11 protein-coding genes and 1 other RNA gene are annotated in these 14,381 nt (G+C 59.7%); 5 read left to right on the top strand and 7 right to left on the bottom strand.

Annotated features, from left to right (window positions below; translation table 11 throughout):
• Positions 1-266: 266 nt before the first annotated feature.
• Together HUS66_RS16545 and HUS66_RS16540 are read left to right on the top strand one after the other, a co-directional pair.
• Positions 267-1,448, top strand: coding sequence for an NAD(P)/FAD-dependent oxidoreductase (locus tag HUS66_RS16545; protein WP_175072297.1), 1,182 nt, complete (start codon positions 267-269; stop codon positions 1,446-1,448).
• Between the two features lie 80 nt (positions 1,449-1,528).
• Positions 1,529-2,455, top strand: coding sequence for a CHAD domain-containing protein (locus tag HUS66_RS16540; protein ID WP_175072296.1), 927 nt, complete (start codon positions 1,529-1,531; stop codon positions 2,453-2,455).
• A 37-nt stretch (positions 2,456-2,492) separates the two neighbouring features.
• Here HUS66_RS16540 and HUS66_RS16535 read toward each other — a convergent pair whose 3' ends face one another.
• The 4 genes from HUS66_RS16535 to HUS66_RS16520 form a co-directional block, all read right to left on the bottom strand.
• On the bottom strand, positions 2,493-2,810 hold the full coding sequence (locus tag HUS66_RS16535) for a YqjK family protein (protein WP_175072295.1): 318 nt from the start codon (positions 2,808-2,810) through the stop codon (positions 2,493-2,495).
• Positions 2,791-3,198, bottom strand: a complete 408-nt coding sequence (locus tag HUS66_RS16530) for a phage holin family protein (RefSeq protein WP_175072294.1) — start codon at positions 3,196-3,198, stop codon at positions 2,791-2,793. The genes HUS66_RS16535 and HUS66_RS16530 overlap by 20 nt, the downstream gene beginning before the upstream one ends.
• Positions 3,198-3,530 (bottom strand): DUF883 family protein, encoded by a 333-nt coding sequence (locus HUS66_RS16525; RefSeq protein WP_175072293.1) that lies wholly within the window; start codon positions 3,528-3,530, stop codon positions 3,198-3,200. The genes HUS66_RS16530 and HUS66_RS16525 overlap by 1 nt, the downstream gene beginning before the upstream one ends.
• A 101-nt stretch (positions 3,531-3,631) precedes the next feature.
• Positions 3,632-4,591, bottom strand: a complete 960-nt coding sequence (locus HUS66_RS16520; RefSeq protein WP_175072292.1) for a phospholipase A — start codon at positions 4,589-4,591, stop codon at positions 3,632-3,634.
• Positions 4,592-4,937: 346 nt separating this feature from the next.
• On the opposite strand from HUS66_RS16520, the gene mscK reads away from it, so the two are divergent.
• Positions 4,938-8,414 carry a mechanosensitive channel MscK gene (mscK, locus tag HUS66_RS16515; RefSeq protein ID WP_254628884.1) on the top strand — a complete coding sequence of 1,159 codons (3,477 nt, stop codon included), beginning with the start codon at positions 4,938-4,940 and terminating at the stop codon, positions 8,412-8,414.
• 6 nt (positions 8,415-8,420) lie between these two features.
• Here mscK and HUS66_RS16510 read toward each other — a convergent pair whose 3' ends face one another.
• The 3 genes from HUS66_RS16510 to HUS66_RS16500 all read right to left on the bottom strand — a co-directional run bounded on the left by HUS66_RS16510 (position 8,421) and on the right by HUS66_RS16500 (position 12,641).
• Positions 8,421-9,182, bottom strand: coding sequence for a TlyA family RNA methyltransferase (locus tag HUS66_RS16510; RefSeq protein WP_175072291.1), 762 nt, complete (start codon positions 9,180-9,182; stop codon positions 8,421-8,423).
• A 124-nt stretch (positions 9,183-9,306) separates the two neighbouring features.
• Positions 9,307-11,370 (bottom strand): hypothetical protein, encoded by a 2,064-nt coding sequence (locus tag HUS66_RS16505; RefSeq protein WP_282847925.1) that lies wholly within the window; start codon positions 11,368-11,370, stop codon positions 9,307-9,309.
• 47 nt (positions 11,371-11,417) lie between these two features.
• Positions 11,418-12,641, bottom strand: a complete 1,224-nt coding sequence (locus tag HUS66_RS16500; RefSeq protein ID WP_175072290.1) for an ATP-grasp domain-containing protein — start codon at positions 12,639-12,641, stop codon at positions 11,418-11,420.
• A 226-nt stretch (positions 12,642-12,867) separates the two neighbouring features.
• Between HUS66_RS16500 and ffs the strand changes: the two genes are divergently transcribed.
• Together ffs and HUS66_RS16490 are read left to right on the top strand one after the other, a co-directional pair.
• An RNA gene (gene ffs, locus HUS66_RS16495) (signal recognition particle sRNA small type) lies at positions 12,868-12,964 on the top strand.
• A gap of 83 nt (positions 12,965-13,047) precedes the next feature.
• The gene (locus HUS66_RS16490) at positions 13,048-14,268 is read left to right on the top strand and encodes a site-specific integrase (protein WP_175072289.1); all 1,221 of its coding nucleotides are present in this window, start codon (positions 13,048-13,050) and stop codon (positions 14,266-14,268) included.
• Positions 14,269-14,381 lie beyond the last annotated feature (113 nt).

Genomic DNA, 14,381 nt, shown 5'->3' with positions numbered 1-14,381 from the left:
GATCGGAAGACCTGTCGATGATCCATGGCTAAAATCTATACACACCTTATACGTGACCAATGCATAAGACAATGTGTCGACAAGACACGTACAAGTGCCCGCGGTGGCAAGGCGGTGGCAAGAAAGTGGCGCCTGGACGGGTGCGTAGCGCTTACATGGTCAGCCCACTCCCAAGTCCAGCGTGGCATAAGCCGGGAGGATCACCAGCGCCCCCACCGCTCTGGTACCATCTCGCCCTTGTTCCATGGCTCCAAGGGTGATGCTGCATGACTTCCCAACCCGATGTGGTGGTGATCGGTGCCGGTGCGGCCGGTCTGATGTGCGCGCTGACCGCCGGTTACGCCGGCCGGCGGGTGCTGCTGATCGACCATGCCAACAAGGCCGGCAAGAAGATTCTGATGTCGGGAGGCGGGCGCTGCAATTTCACCAATATGGCGACGGGGCCCGGCAATTTCTTTTCTGCCAACCCGCATTTCTGCATTTCGGCCCTGAAGCGCTATCGGCCGGAGCACTTCGTCGAGCTCGTCGAGCGTCATGGGGTCGAGTACGTCGAGAAGGCGCCGGGACAGCTGTTCTGCGCCGATTCGGCCAAGGACATCGTGCGTTTGCTGCTCACCGAGTGTGAGTGGGCGGGCGTTGAGGTCAGCCTCAAGACCCGCGTCGATTCCATCGACCGACGGGGCGAGGGGATGCGCTTGGAGACGTCGCTTGGTCGCATCGACACCGGTGCCGTGGTCATCGCCACCGGTGGGCTATCGATTCCCAGCATGGGCGCCACTGGTTTTGGCTACGACATCGCCCGCCAGTTTGGCCTCACGGTCACCGACACTCGGGCGGCGCTGGTGCCCTTCACCCTGACATCCCAGTGGAAGGAGCGCGCTGCTGCGCTGTCCGGCGTCAGCTGCGAGGTGGTGGTCAAGTGCCGAGAGGGCGCCTATCGGGAACCGATGCTGTTTACCCATCGTGGGCTCTCAGGGCCTGCCATGCTGCAGATTTCCAGTTATTGGCAGACCGGCGACGCGCTCGAGATTGATCTGCTGGCGGGAAAAAATGCCTTCGAGGCGCTGGCCCAGGCGCGCCGCGAAACCCCCAAACGGCGCCTTTCGAGCTGGCTTGGCGAGCGTTTTCCCAAGCGCTTCGCCCAGGCACTGAATGAGTGGTATGGCGAGGACGCCGCGCTGGCGGAGCTTTCCAATGCCCATCTCGAAGGCTGGCAGGCACGCCTTAATCATTGGTCCATCAAGCCGGCGGGAACCGAAGGCTGGCGGACCGCCGAGGTCACCATGGGAGGTGTCGATACCCATGGCGTGTCGTCGAAGGACTTCGCGGTCAATGGTCTGCCGCAGTTGCGCTTCATTGGCGAGGTACTGGATGTGACCGGCGAGTTGGGCGGCTACAATTTCCAATGGGCGTGGGCGTCGGGCGTTGCCTGTGGACAGTCGCTCTAGGCCTCGGGAAAGATGGGAATCGGCGCCCGCATCGCCGAGTCGCTCTTGCCTCATCGCGCGGATCTCATAGGGGGAATGCCATGGCGTTTGCACTACGACTGGACCGGGCCATGCAGGCCAATCTGACGAGGATCGTCGATCGCCAACTGCGCCAGGCCCTGGCTGAGCTGGCGATCGCGCCAAGCGATCCGCGACTGGCCGATCATGTTCACCAGGTCCGCAAGCGAATGAAAATGCTGAGGGGGCTGCTGCGTCTGATGCGCTATGCCATGCCGCTCGACATGTATCGCCAGGAAAACGCCGCCTTGCGTGATGCAGCGAACGCCCTGTCAGGGTCTCGGGATGCGCAGGTGTACATCGACACCTTCGATATCCTGGTACCTGCTGAAACCTTGGACGACGAGGCCCGCCAGCTTGCCCCCGTGCGTGAAGCGCTGGTCGCCGCACGGGACCGGCTGCTCGCGGGGGCGGAAGCCGAGAAGAACGAGAACGGGAATAACACCGCGCAGCACCTGGTATCGGCTCGCACGGAACTCGAGGCGGTGCGTGAGCGGCTACCAAGTTGGCGACTGACGGAAAAGGGCTTCAAGGCCATCGCCGGCGGCTTGGCGCAAGTATATGGCCAGGGACGCAAGGCTTTCGCCCGGGCCTACGCCAGCGGTGACGATGAGGACTTCCACGAGTGGCGAAAACAGGTCAAGTACCACTGGTATCAGGTGCGCCTGCTGCACTCGCTCTGGCCGACGGCCATGCGTGCCCGCGCCAAGGACCTCAAGTGGTTGGCCGAACGACTGGGCGACGAACACGACCTCTCAATGTTGCGAGCGGAGCTGCTGCGCCTTGAGGGCGTAGAGGAAGGAGCCGTGGCGGAACTGGAGTGGCGCGCGTCGCGCCGTCAGCTCACCTTGCGTGATGAGGCCCGCAGGCTTGGCGGCCTGCTGTATGCCGAATCCCCCAAGGCCTTTTGCCGCCGTTATCGGCGCTTCTGGAAGGTGGCAAGGACTTAAAAACAAGGCCCTGAGCGCAAGTGCCTGACAGACGCCGCTACTTGATGATGCGGCGAAGACGCCTGGCCGTCATGGCGAGGCCGAGCGCCCGACTGGCGAGACGCCTGAAGCCTTTGGGGCGGCGCAGGCTGCGCCAAGCCATTACTCCGGCAATGCCATACAGCGGCGCCTTCCAGCGCAGCACGGCATGATAGAAGGCATCGATGCCCCGAGTGGCATGGCGCCAGTGTTCGGCATTGACCAGCACCTCGATACGCTGCTGCTCGATGCGGGTCTCCAGCTGCGCCTTGCGCTCAGCGAGGCTGGCCCTATCAGTGCTGTTGCGGGCAGCCGTATTAGTGGTCGGCTTGAGCATGCTGTCGCTCCGCGTTCATGAGCTCGCGGTCGGTGGCGAGGTGCTTGAGCGTGCTCTTGAGAAGGGTCGGGCGCCTGGCGAGGCGACGCACCCATAATGCCATGGCCAAGCCACTGCCCAGCAGAGCCAGTGCGCAGGCGGAGATGGCCTCCAGCCGGTAGCTGTCCCAGAACACCACGACCACCAGCAGGGTCAGTACTGCCAAGCCCAACAACAGCAGCAATAGGCTGACGCCTGCCAGCAGCAGCAGGGTGATCAAGCGGGCCTTTTCCTCTTCGAGCTCCACCACGGCGAGACGCAAGCGCGTCTCGCCGCTGGCAATCAGGCTGCCGATCAGTCGCCGGGTGGCCTCGAATACACGCTCTGCCGGTCCCTGGCTCTGAGCCATTAGCGCCGCCCGATCAGCATGCCGATCACGACGCCGATGCCGGCGCCGATGCCGATGCTGGTCCAGGGATTATCGTGGACGTACTTGTCGCATACATCGGCCTGTTCGCGAACGTTGTCGCGGGCGTTGCTGTAGAGCTGCTCGCCACGGGCTTCCAGATGAGTGCGGGTATCTTTGAGACGTTGCTCGGCACGCTCGCGCATTTCCTTGATATTGCTGCGTGAATCATCCGCTGTGGCGTTCACCAGCTCCTCCAGCGTGTGGGTCAGGTGTTCGAGGTCACTCTTGAGCTGGTCGGTGCTGGCATCGACATTGGGTGTGCGGTTGGCCATTCGAGTCTTCCTTTGACGGTTGGGAAACGCATTCAGCATAGCAGCCTGGGACCGCAGACAGCATCCCCTGTCATGCATGCCCGTTGTGCCCTTGCCGATGCTCAGCGTGCATTGGTGAAGAAGGAGTTGAGGCTGAAGCCAATGCTCAAGCGATGGTTGTTGTTGTCATAGTCGACCAGGCTCTCGCCGTAGCCGTGGTAATACTGGATATGCCAGCGCATGCTGTTGGAAAGTGGCAACGAATAGTCGAATTGATAGCCCATGTGACCGGCGGCGGGATTGCCTCGAACCAGCAGGCTGGCTTCGTGATCGTCATTCAGGCGCCTTGCCAGGGTTATGTCGCCATATCCCATGTAGCGCTCGATGTCCGGGTTATCGTCTTCTTCTTCGGACTCCGGGATGCGCCAATGGGGAGCCACACTGACCACCCAGTCACCACTTTGGAAGATACTTTCCACATATAAGCGATTCCAACTGCGTGACAGCGGTTCCGAGCGTCCGTTGGACTGGTGATTGAACGCAACGCGATTCTGAATGTTGGTCCAGCCCATCATCGACATATCGTTGTCGAAACTGACGAAAAATTCTGGCTCGAAGTTGGTTTCCCGGAAGGGCGACGATGCCTCCGAATTGTAGGCTTGCCACCAGCTTCGCTGGGTATAGGCAAAGTACAGGTCCCCTTTGTTGACGAAGACGTTGTCGGCTAGCTTGAACTTGGCGCTGAACTGGAACTTGACCTCGGCATTGCCCACTTTCGAGTCGCTGATGGAGCGGAAATCTTCCTGGTTGGGATTCGTGTTATAGCTCCAGGGGAACAGATAGTTGCGGCGATAGGCGGTAATCGCGAAGGGGTTGTTCTCGGACTCTTCTTCCAGTTCGCGCCGCTGCTCGGCTTCTTCCAAGGCACGCTTGGCCGACAGCTGGTCGGTCATCTCTTCCTGAGTCAGCGGCTGGTTGGTCGCTTGCCCCTCGGTGTCGCTGTCCTGTGCAACGGCGTCGTTTGCCAGTGCGATTACACATAAGGCCAGGGCGAGCGCCTTGAGTGGCTTGGGCATGGCCATGTTCTGATTCCTGTCGGTCGCCTATCGAGCCCTGTTTCTACCATGCCGTCAGGCCAAGTCAATCGTTCTCGATGTCTCACAGACGTTTTCAATGACTTCTCAATCACTTTTTCACGGGCTTTCTGAATGACTTCCGCAAAGGCGTCTTCACTGGCTAAGAAGAGGCGATATGTCGCGGTCGCGTCGAGTTGTGGCAATCGTCGCCGCGGTCGACACTGATATCAAGGGATTCGCCCGGCATCGCCTATCTTGGCGACGTGGCGGCCTGTCTAGGATAGGAGCCGTCGCTGAGAAATAGGGTGGAATATGCTCTGGGCGGAGATGCGGAGGGAGTGCCGTGGGGCAGTTGAATAGGCATCGTTTTGCGCCAGGGCATACGGCGCGTTGGGTAAGCGACATCGGCAACGCCTGGTGGTTGGCGCTGCTGGTGCTGTTGGCTTTGGCGGGGTATGCACAGGCACAGGATGCCTCGACGTCCGATTTACCGAGTATCGCTACCCTGAATGCACGCATTCAGGGCCTCGAGCCCCAGGATGGCACGACGCTTGATGAGGTGGCGCAGCGCGACCTGGATGCGCTCAAGGCGGCTCGGCAGACGCTTTCAACGTTACAGGAGATGCAGGCCGAGATGGCGACCCTGGAGCAACGAATTGCCAGTGCTCCAGCGGACATCGAGACGCTGAAACAGTCGCTGCAGGACGATGCATCCCCCGCGCCGGATTTGACTTTCGAGTCACTCGATGCGCTTACGACGAGTCAGCTGGCCTCTCGCCTTCAGGAAGCCTTGGATACGCTGCAGAAACAGCAGGATCGCTTGAGCGAGGTCAATACTCAACTGATCAACACCCAGACGCTGCCCGAGCGCGCCCAGCAGAGTATCGCTGAGGCGATGCGGACGCTGGAGAGCAGTCGTCAGGCCCTGGAAAATCTGGCGGACGGGCCGGCTGATGCCCCTCAGCGGCTGCAGCGACTCGCCGAGATGCGTCTGGCGGATCTCACTTTGCGCTATCAGCAGAGTGCGCTGAATGCCAACTCCCGCCTGCGTGAGCTCGCCCAGCTGCGCCAGGATCAGCTCAACCGACAGATCACTCAGCAGGAGGCCCGCCTAGCCATGCTGCAGGCGGTGCTCGACCGCAAGCGGCGCGTTCAATCCGAGCAGGCGATCAAAGCGGCAGCAGCCGGCGGCCCGCAGGTGGAAACCGAGCATCCGGTGGTCAAACAGGCGCGAGAGGTCAATCGCGAGTTGAGCCTCGAGCTATTAAAGGCCACCGAGCTTTCCAACACCCTGGCTCGCGATGGGCTGGAGGTGCGTCGTCAGCTAGACCGCGTGCGCCAGCTGCAGCGCACTCTGAATGAGCAAATCGACGCGATTCGCGGCAGCCTGTTGCTGTCACGCATCCTGCGCGAACAGCGACACCTGCTGCCGCAGGTTGAGCAGCGCCGCAATCTGCAGGACGACATCGCCGACCTGCGCCTCAAACAGTTCGAACTGGGCCGCCAGCGTGAGGCGCTTCGGGATACCACTGCCTTGGCACGAGAGGAGCTGGCAGCGGCCAAGGTCGAGCCTTCGGATGATCTTATCGCTGCTCTGGAGAGGCTTTATGCATCGCGGCGTGAGTTGGTCGATCAGCTAGAGCAGGCCTATGGCGAGGAACTGAGCGCGGCCATTGATTTGCAGCTCAATCAGCAGCAGCTGTTGGCCCTCAGCAGGCAGTTGCGCGCGACGCTCGACGAACAGCTGTTCTGGGTTGCCAATAGCCGTCCGCTGGATTTGGACTGGCTGCGCCAGATACCTGCGCGGCTTGTCGACACCTGGGGGCAGGGCGCCTGGCGCTCGGCATTTCCCTTGCAGTGGCCGGGGCTTGGGAGCCTGGTGGGGTTGCTGCCGCTATTGATCGCCGTCGCTCTCTTCCTGCTGCGTCCTCCGATCAAGCGGCACCTGGTGCTGCTCAACGACAAGATTGGACACCTTAAGTATGACACCCAGGCCCTGACTCCGCGGGCGATAGCGCTCAATGCGCTGCTGGCAAGCCCCGGCCCGCTGCTGCTTGCATCGCTGGGGCTGGCGCTGCTGGTCGGTGAAGAGGGCATGATGACGCGGCTAGGGATGGCGTTGATTCAACTGTCATTGGCCTGGGGCAGTATCGCCTGGGCGAGGCGGCTACTGGTGCGCGACGGGGTGGCGATGCGTCATTTCCTGTGGCCGCCGGCCTACGCGACACGGCTTTCCGGACTGCTGCTTTGGCTGGGACTGTCGCTGGTGCCGGTGCTGATGATCTCGAGCGTGGCCCGGGGCGGAGAAATTGTCTTGTCCCAGTACCCGCTGGCCTTGCTGCTGATGCTGGTGGGCCTCGCCAGCATGGCGGTGGTGCAGAGCAAGCTGATCGCCGCCCACACACCGTTTTTCGGCATCCTGCTACTGCGCCTGCTGGTTGGCTTGGCGCTGGCCGGCGTTCCGCTGCTGCTGATTTGCCTGATCGTATTGGGCTATGAGTACACGGCCCTGAGCCTAGTGTCGCGTTACGTGATCACGCTCTACCTTCTGGGGGCGTGGATCGTGGTCGAAGCCTCCGTGGTACGGGGGTTGGCGGTGGCGGCACGACGCCTGGCTTATCGCCGTGCGCTGGCGCGTCGCCGGGCACTGAAACGCGATGAGCCGGGAAACGGTATGGAGGTAGTCGAGGAACCCCCGTTGGACATGAACCAGGTCAATCAGCAGTCGCTGCGTCTATCCAAACTCATCCTGGTGCTGGGATTGGCGTTGCTGCTTTATCTGGTATGGGCTGACCTGCTAACTGTGCTGGGCTACCTGAATCAGGTGGCGGTGTGGGCCGGAGATGCGGGCACCAATGGCGAAGGCGGCGTCGCTGCTGGAATCAGTGTGGCGGATGTCTTCATCGCCCTGGTAACGGTGGCCCTGACGATGATGCTGGCGCGCAATCTGCCCGGCCTGCTCGAGGTGATGGTGCTGTCGCGGTTGGCCCTCAAGCAGGGCAGTGCCTATGCCATTACCTCGCTGTTGTCTTATGTGATCGCCGGGAGTGGGGTGGTGATGGCACTGGGAGCCCTCGGGGTTACCTGGGACAAGTTGCAGTGGCTGGTCGCCGCGCTGGGGGTGGGGCTGGGGTTCGGGCTCCAGGAAATATTCGCCAACTTCATTTCGGGGCTGATCATTCTCTTCGAGCGGCCGGTGCGCATCGGCGACACCATCACCCTTGGCAACTTGCATGGCACCGTCAGCCGCATTCGTATTCGTGCCACCACCGTCACGGATTTTGATCGCAAGGAGATCATTATCCCCAACAAGACCTTTGTCACCGACCAACTGATCAACTGGTCGCTATCGGACAACGTCACCCGCGTGGTGCTCAGCTATGGTGTGGCCTATGGCTCGGATCTGGCGCTGGTGCATCGCCTGCTGCGTGAGGCGGCCAAGGACAATGAAAGAGTACTCAAGGACCCGGAGCCGCAGGTTTTCTTCCTGCAATACGGGGCCAGCACCTTGGATTTCGAACTGCGCATCTTCGTCAATTCATTGATCGATCGGCTGTATGCGGCGGATGAAATCAACGTCGAGGTTGCGTCTCGTTTCCAGGAGCATGGTGTCGAAATCGCCTTCAACCAGCTCGATGTGCGCCTGCATGATGCCAAGGGTGGTCCTATCGAGTGGGGGGCGCCGCCCGCCCGTGCGGCGCAAACCGACAAGCAGGATGACAACGAGAACACGCGCGGCGCTAGGGTGGAAGCTAAGAGCGCGGAGGCCAAGAGAGCGGGCGACAAGAGAGCTGATCTCGAAGGGCAGTTGCCAGACGAGGATGACTAGCGCCGCTCAGTCACGACGGCCATGCAGCAGAAATTCGCGGTTGCCGTCGCCGCCTCTAATGGGGCTGTCCTGCCAGCCCAGCACCGTGAACCCATGCTCTGCACAACAGGCGCGGATCCGCGACTCGACGTCTGACAGCAGGGCGTCATCGGTCACGATACCCCGCTCGTTGACCTTACCGGGGCCCACCTCGAACTGCGGTTTGACCAGCGACAGCAGCTCTGCACCGGCCGGCAGTAGCTGGCTCAGCTGGGGCAGGATCAAGGTCTGGGAAATGAAGGATACATCCATGATGGCAAGCGATAGCCCGTCGGGCGCATGCTCCGCCATGGCCTTGCGCAATTCGGGAGAGTCGGTCATGTCGCGGGCGTTGAGCCCTTCCAGACAGCTGACTCGCGGGTCATCGCGAAGCCGCGGGTCGAGCTGATCGTGCCCGACTTCGACGCCGATCACATGCGCCGCGCCGAAGTGCAGGGCACAGTCGGTGAACCCACCGGTCGACTGGCCCACATCCAGAACGACTCTGCCGTCGAGACGCATGCCGCGTGTCTCCAGCAAGGCCTCGAGCTTGAGCCCGGCCCGCGAGGCATAGCGTTCTTCGGGGTCATCGGCGACCGTCAACGCACTGTCTTCCGGCAGTTTTTCCGAGGGCTTGGTCAAAGGTGGATGGCCTGCCAGGCTGACTCGGCCATGGCGAATCAGGCGCTGGGCGCGGGAGCGGGAGCGCGCCAGGCCCTGGGCGACGAGCAACTGGTCGAGTCGGATCATGGAGCCTCTGGCGGAAACAGCGAAACGGGTGAGGTGAGATTATACGCAAGACGGCCTGCGGGAGAGAATCCCGCAGGCCGTCCGGTGCCGATCGTGTATGGGTGAACGGCGAGGAAGCGGTGCTTCAGCTCTCCGGTGGCGTCTGTGGCGCTGTTTGCCCGCTGCTCGCCTGTAGCTCGCCCTTGGGGATGCGATCCTGGCCCCAGCTGCGATGGATGTAGCCGATCACTCGGTCGAGCTCCTCCTGGGTGATCTTGGCCAGCTCACCCCGCTCCAATGGGTCATAGTGGTAGATATACAGGCGCGACACGAACTGCTCGAAGGGCAACGAGGACTCGCCAAAGCGCTCGCCGTTGTCGGCCGTACTGACCTTGATGCCGTCTCCCCAGTCCTGCCCGCTATCGTTATTGGGGTTGAAGAAGTAGACCCGCATCACGTCATTGGGGTCGAGGTTGGCGCGCAGGATGGTGATCGCATGCCAACCGATGAAACGGGCCGCGGTGTCGGTCACGGCGATGCCGGCTGGCTGAGGATGAATCAGCGGCTGATTGCCGTTGTAGTAGGGGTGGTAGCTCGCATAGAAGTGGCGCAGGAAATCGTCCAACTCCGTCAGCTCACCGGTCGCGACATCGACATTGATGCGAAAGCCTCGGCCTGACCACCAGCCATGGAACTCCGGATTGACCCAGCGGTGCGGGTCGCCTTCCCGGCCGATGCAGCGCCGGCCCATTTCCGCATAGATGCGATCCAGGTGCGGCACCACGATCAGCGATACCGGGTCCAAGTCCATCGGCAGGGTCTGGGCGACGCCTGAGAGGCTGGCCATGGAAGACAGCGGCATGCCCTCGAAGTGCATGATGATATCGTCATCGCGGGCGGCCCAGGCGACCATCTGGAGCAGATAGTCAGGATCGTTGTAAGCCCACATTGAGAGGGCGCGCGCCGATTGGCAGGTCGGGTTGTTGCCCTGGCCGACGCCCAGCGGTAGGCCAAGCATGCACAACACGCCTTCCAGTAGCCTTGCCTTGGGCGAGATGGTTTCTCCGAAGGCGAGGTTCAGGCGAGCCTCTGACCAGTCAGAGAGCGGCAGCCCCAGCTGGCGCCACATGGCCGGCGCCACCGGGGGCTGGTAGAAGATGCCGCGCTCAAGGGTCAGAGTCAGGCCGTAGACCGCCTGGGGTGTTTCCGGATAGACACCGCCACGGATCAGCGCATGGACCAGTTCGTGATAGCAAAGCAGGCAATCGCGTCCGGTGGAGGAAAGCCCCATGGCTTCTGCTAGCAGGTGGTCGCTGTGGTCCAGCAGGTGACGCAGCAGTATGGGATGATAGGCGGAGACCAGGCCCGTATCGTGCATGGAGCGCGCAAAGCCGGTGGCTTCACCCTGAAGAGCGGCGGCGTCCATGCTGGCCAGTCGCTCACGATAGATATCGAGCCCCGGGTCTTCACGAGAGGCTCTGGTGGGACCGAACAGTGAGCTGACTAAACGGTCGGCGCCCTGGCCGCTGCCCCCTAGATCAATATCGGGATTGGCCTGGCAGAGAGCGATCTGCGTGATCATCTGCTTGACGGGCTCAACCTGGATGGGACGCTGCTCCAGGATCCGCCAGATTTCCTCGATCAGATGATCGATGATGTGCTCATAGCCGATGCGTTCGGACAGGTGGCGGAACAGATGACGCGGCACCTCGGCCAGTCGGCCCTGGGTTTCGCGTTCGGCCTCGGTGGGATCACCAAACAACAGCCTGAGGTTGATCGCCAGGGTCTGGGTCAGGTAGTGGTGCGCCTGCTCCAGGGAGATGAGCGGGTGAATGTAATCACCCTTGGCCACGGCCAGCAGCCGCAGTTCGCTCAGCGATTCGATCACCACCATGTTGGGGTCGGCGCTGGTCAGCGCGTGGGTGGTGAGGGATGGGACCAGGTGCTGAGGCGTTTGCCAGTCGGAACCCTGAAAGATTCCGGCCTCTTCGAGGACGCGGCCGCGTTGCTCGATGGCCGCGCAGCCGCCTTCCTGCAACATGACCCGCCGGGCGGTATCCAACACTCGTGGAAGTTTGCCCGGCTTGGCGAAGTCGCGCGCGTTGTTGAGCAAAGTGATGGCGTCGTCGAATTTCTTCAAAAGGCCAACGAGTTTCTCGCTGGCCTCCAACGCTTCACTTTGGGGTGTCGTGTCTCGTGGCGTTGTCACGCAGACTCCTTGTCATCAGGCTTGCATGCTTTCTATGACGCCCTACATCAGACATAGAAATCAAGGTCTTCCATATGCTTGAGAAGATCCTTCATGCGCTGAGCTTCGTCGCCCTTGAAATAGATCAGGCCCCAGTGCGTGCCGAAAGCGGTACGCTTGGTGACGGTCTCTTCCATGGGAGCAGTCAGCTCGTGGGACTCGAAGTACGGATGATCTTCGACCTCTTCGGGGATCTCCAGCTTGCTGACCACGCGGCGGCGCGGATAGACGCCGAAGCAGCCGGCAAAACCGTCGGCATCGACCACTTCCTTCGGGAAGAAGGCCTTGACCTCTTCTTCGCTGGTCTTGGGGTCGAAGACCAGCATCGAGGCCTGGTAGGCGTTGAAGCCGTAGACACGCTCGAGCAGCTCAAAGACCTTGAAGCCCGGCGGACGATAGGCGACTTCGCCGAAGTACATCTCGCCATCGTTGGTGACGAAGTACTCGGGGTGGATCAGGCCGAACTCGATATCGAAGGCCTTGATCAGCTTCTCGATCTGCGCGGTGATCTGCGGGCGGTACTTCTCGAGCTCCGGCGAGGCCGGCACGAACACCGAGTAGCCAAGCGTTACATACTCAGAAATATTGAGGAAGACGATCTTGCCGTTGTGAATCCAGGCTTCCACCGCGAATTCCCAGCCGTCCAGGTGCGATTCCATCAGCACCGGGAATTCCTCTTCGGGAATCGTATCGACCTCGTCCGGGGTGCGGATCACGCGATGCCCCAGGCAGCCGGCCTTGTCGAAAGCCTTCAGGTGGATCGGGTCATTGGGGTCGCCGTCGAGCTTGAGCAGCGTCTGATTGACGCGCTTCAGGAAGCGGATGACGTCTTCCTTGTCGTGAGCTTCCTCGAAGATGCCCACGCGGATGCCGCCCAACTGAGCACGACGTTTCATCAGCGCCTTGTCGCGCAGCAGCAGCGACTGGCCATAGAGGCGGGGGCTGTCGAGCAGCACGGAGTTGATCGCACCGGCCCACTCCACTGTTTCTTCGAACAGGGGGATGGCGACGTCGACGCCCATGCCCTTCAGGGTCTCGGCAATCTCCATTGAGCGATCGTTGAGGCGCTCGAAGTTCCATGATACGTAGGGAATATCGTGCTTTTCGCAATAATCCTCGGCCCAGTCCGGGGCCACGACCACGTAGCGTCGATCGAAGTTTTCGGCGGCTTCTACGGCACTCAGGCTCCAGCCGAGTAGCGCGATATAGCCCTTGTTGGAATCCTTTTGCATTGGCTCTCTTCCCGTTGGTATGAGGTCTTGTTGGTGACGACCAAGCTACACCTATAAGCCTAGACTAGAAAGATGGCATCTGGCCTGAGCCCAGAGCCAATCATCTGGTCTTGCGGACCCCCTGAGCCGCTGTTATAGTGCGCCCCGCTCGATGCGCTGGCGAATCAGCTGGTAGACCTTGAAGTTAATGGTCGTTTGGCAACTAATCGAGTCGTTATGGTGGCCCCGTCGGTCCTCCCGCAACGCTAAGTCGCAAACCCCGCCAGGCCCGGAAGGGAGCAACGGTAGTGATGGATGCGTGTGCCGGGATGTGGCTGTCGGGGCCGCCTCCATTTCAGGTCAATGAATTGTTTTTGAAGGGTTTTTCACCATTCGATCTCTCAAGTGATCCAAAATGGTGAACCAAATGCCCTCGAATCCTCCTTACCTATACCGTTCTCGCCACGGTCTTTGGTACTTCCGATTGGTAGTGCCTCCTGCCAAACGTCCCTTCCTCGGCAAGACAGAAATTAGACGATCCTTACGTACACGATCTAAACGCGAAGCTGTCATTCGTTGTGCAGAAGCCCTCATAGAAGCTACCAAGCTCATGGAAGGCCATCGCAACAGCAACCCTCCTCAAAAGCCTCCTGTAAGCCCTGTAGCACCTCCTAAGCCTACCCTGACCGATGTTCTCCAAGCCTACCGACACCACCAGACCCTAGAAGGGGTTTCCCTGAAGACCATTGATGACAAAGAGTTCATAATAAACCTTTTCTTTAGAATCATTGGGAATATGCCTGTTGAGGCCATTACCCTCGATCATGCCAAACGTTTCCGAGATGTTGCCCTAAAGCTGCCTCCAAGGTTGAACAGGATCAAAGGGGACAAGAGCCTTAACACGATCATCAAGGAAGCAACATCCACCATTAGCGTTACCACCTACAACAATTATATTAAAAACCTTTCAGCCTTCTTCACTTATGCACAACGGGAAGGATACCTGAGCAATAATCCCTTCTCTGGTATGAAGATAAAGGTAAAACAGAAGCAAAATAGCTTTAGAAGCACCTTTACGGGTGATGACCTAACCAAGATATTTGAGGCGATACAGCACCAGAATAAGCCTTTTAAATACTGGCTTCCTTACCTTGGTCTATACACTGGTGCGAGACTTAATGAGCTATGTCAGCTCTACACCAAAGATATCAAGGTTGTTGATGGAATCCCTTGTATCCATATTCAACAGACCATGCCAGATCAACACTTGAAGACAGAGAATGCAGAAAGGGTGATTCCTGTACACAGTAAGCTTATTGAATTAGGTTTCCTTGAGTATGTAGATTCTCTAGCAGATTCCTCCAGGTTATTCCCTGAATTAACACGACATAAGAAACACGGATATTCAGCACAACCGTCTAAATGGTTTGCTAGGTTGAGACAGTCAATAGGGTTGATTGGTGATGAAAGGAAGGATTTCTATAGCTTCCGGCATACTGTTGCTGACCATCTCAAGCAGAAAGGTATCAGTGAGAATTTAATAGGTGGTCTACTTGGTCATACAACAGGAGGAATAACCAATAACAGGTATGGTAAAGATTTTAAGCCTACCTCACTGGTTCCTGTTGTTGAGGATATTGGGTTATGAATATCTGAATTATTAGTATGACCTAGTAACTAGACAGATTACCTCCTAAGCCCTGCAATTTTCATTGTGGGGCTTTTTTATTGGTTTTTATCCCATCAAGTTCCTACCTTAGA

Origin of the sequence: Onishia taeanensis, assembly GCF_013349955.1 — a bacterium.
Classification (GTDB): domain Bacteria; phylum Pseudomonadota; class Gammaproteobacteria; order Pseudomonadales; family Halomonadaceae; genus Onishia; species Onishia taeanensis_B.
The sequence above is the reverse complement of the archived record's forward strand: the minus strand, read 5'-3'. Positions and strand labels throughout refer to the sequence as shown.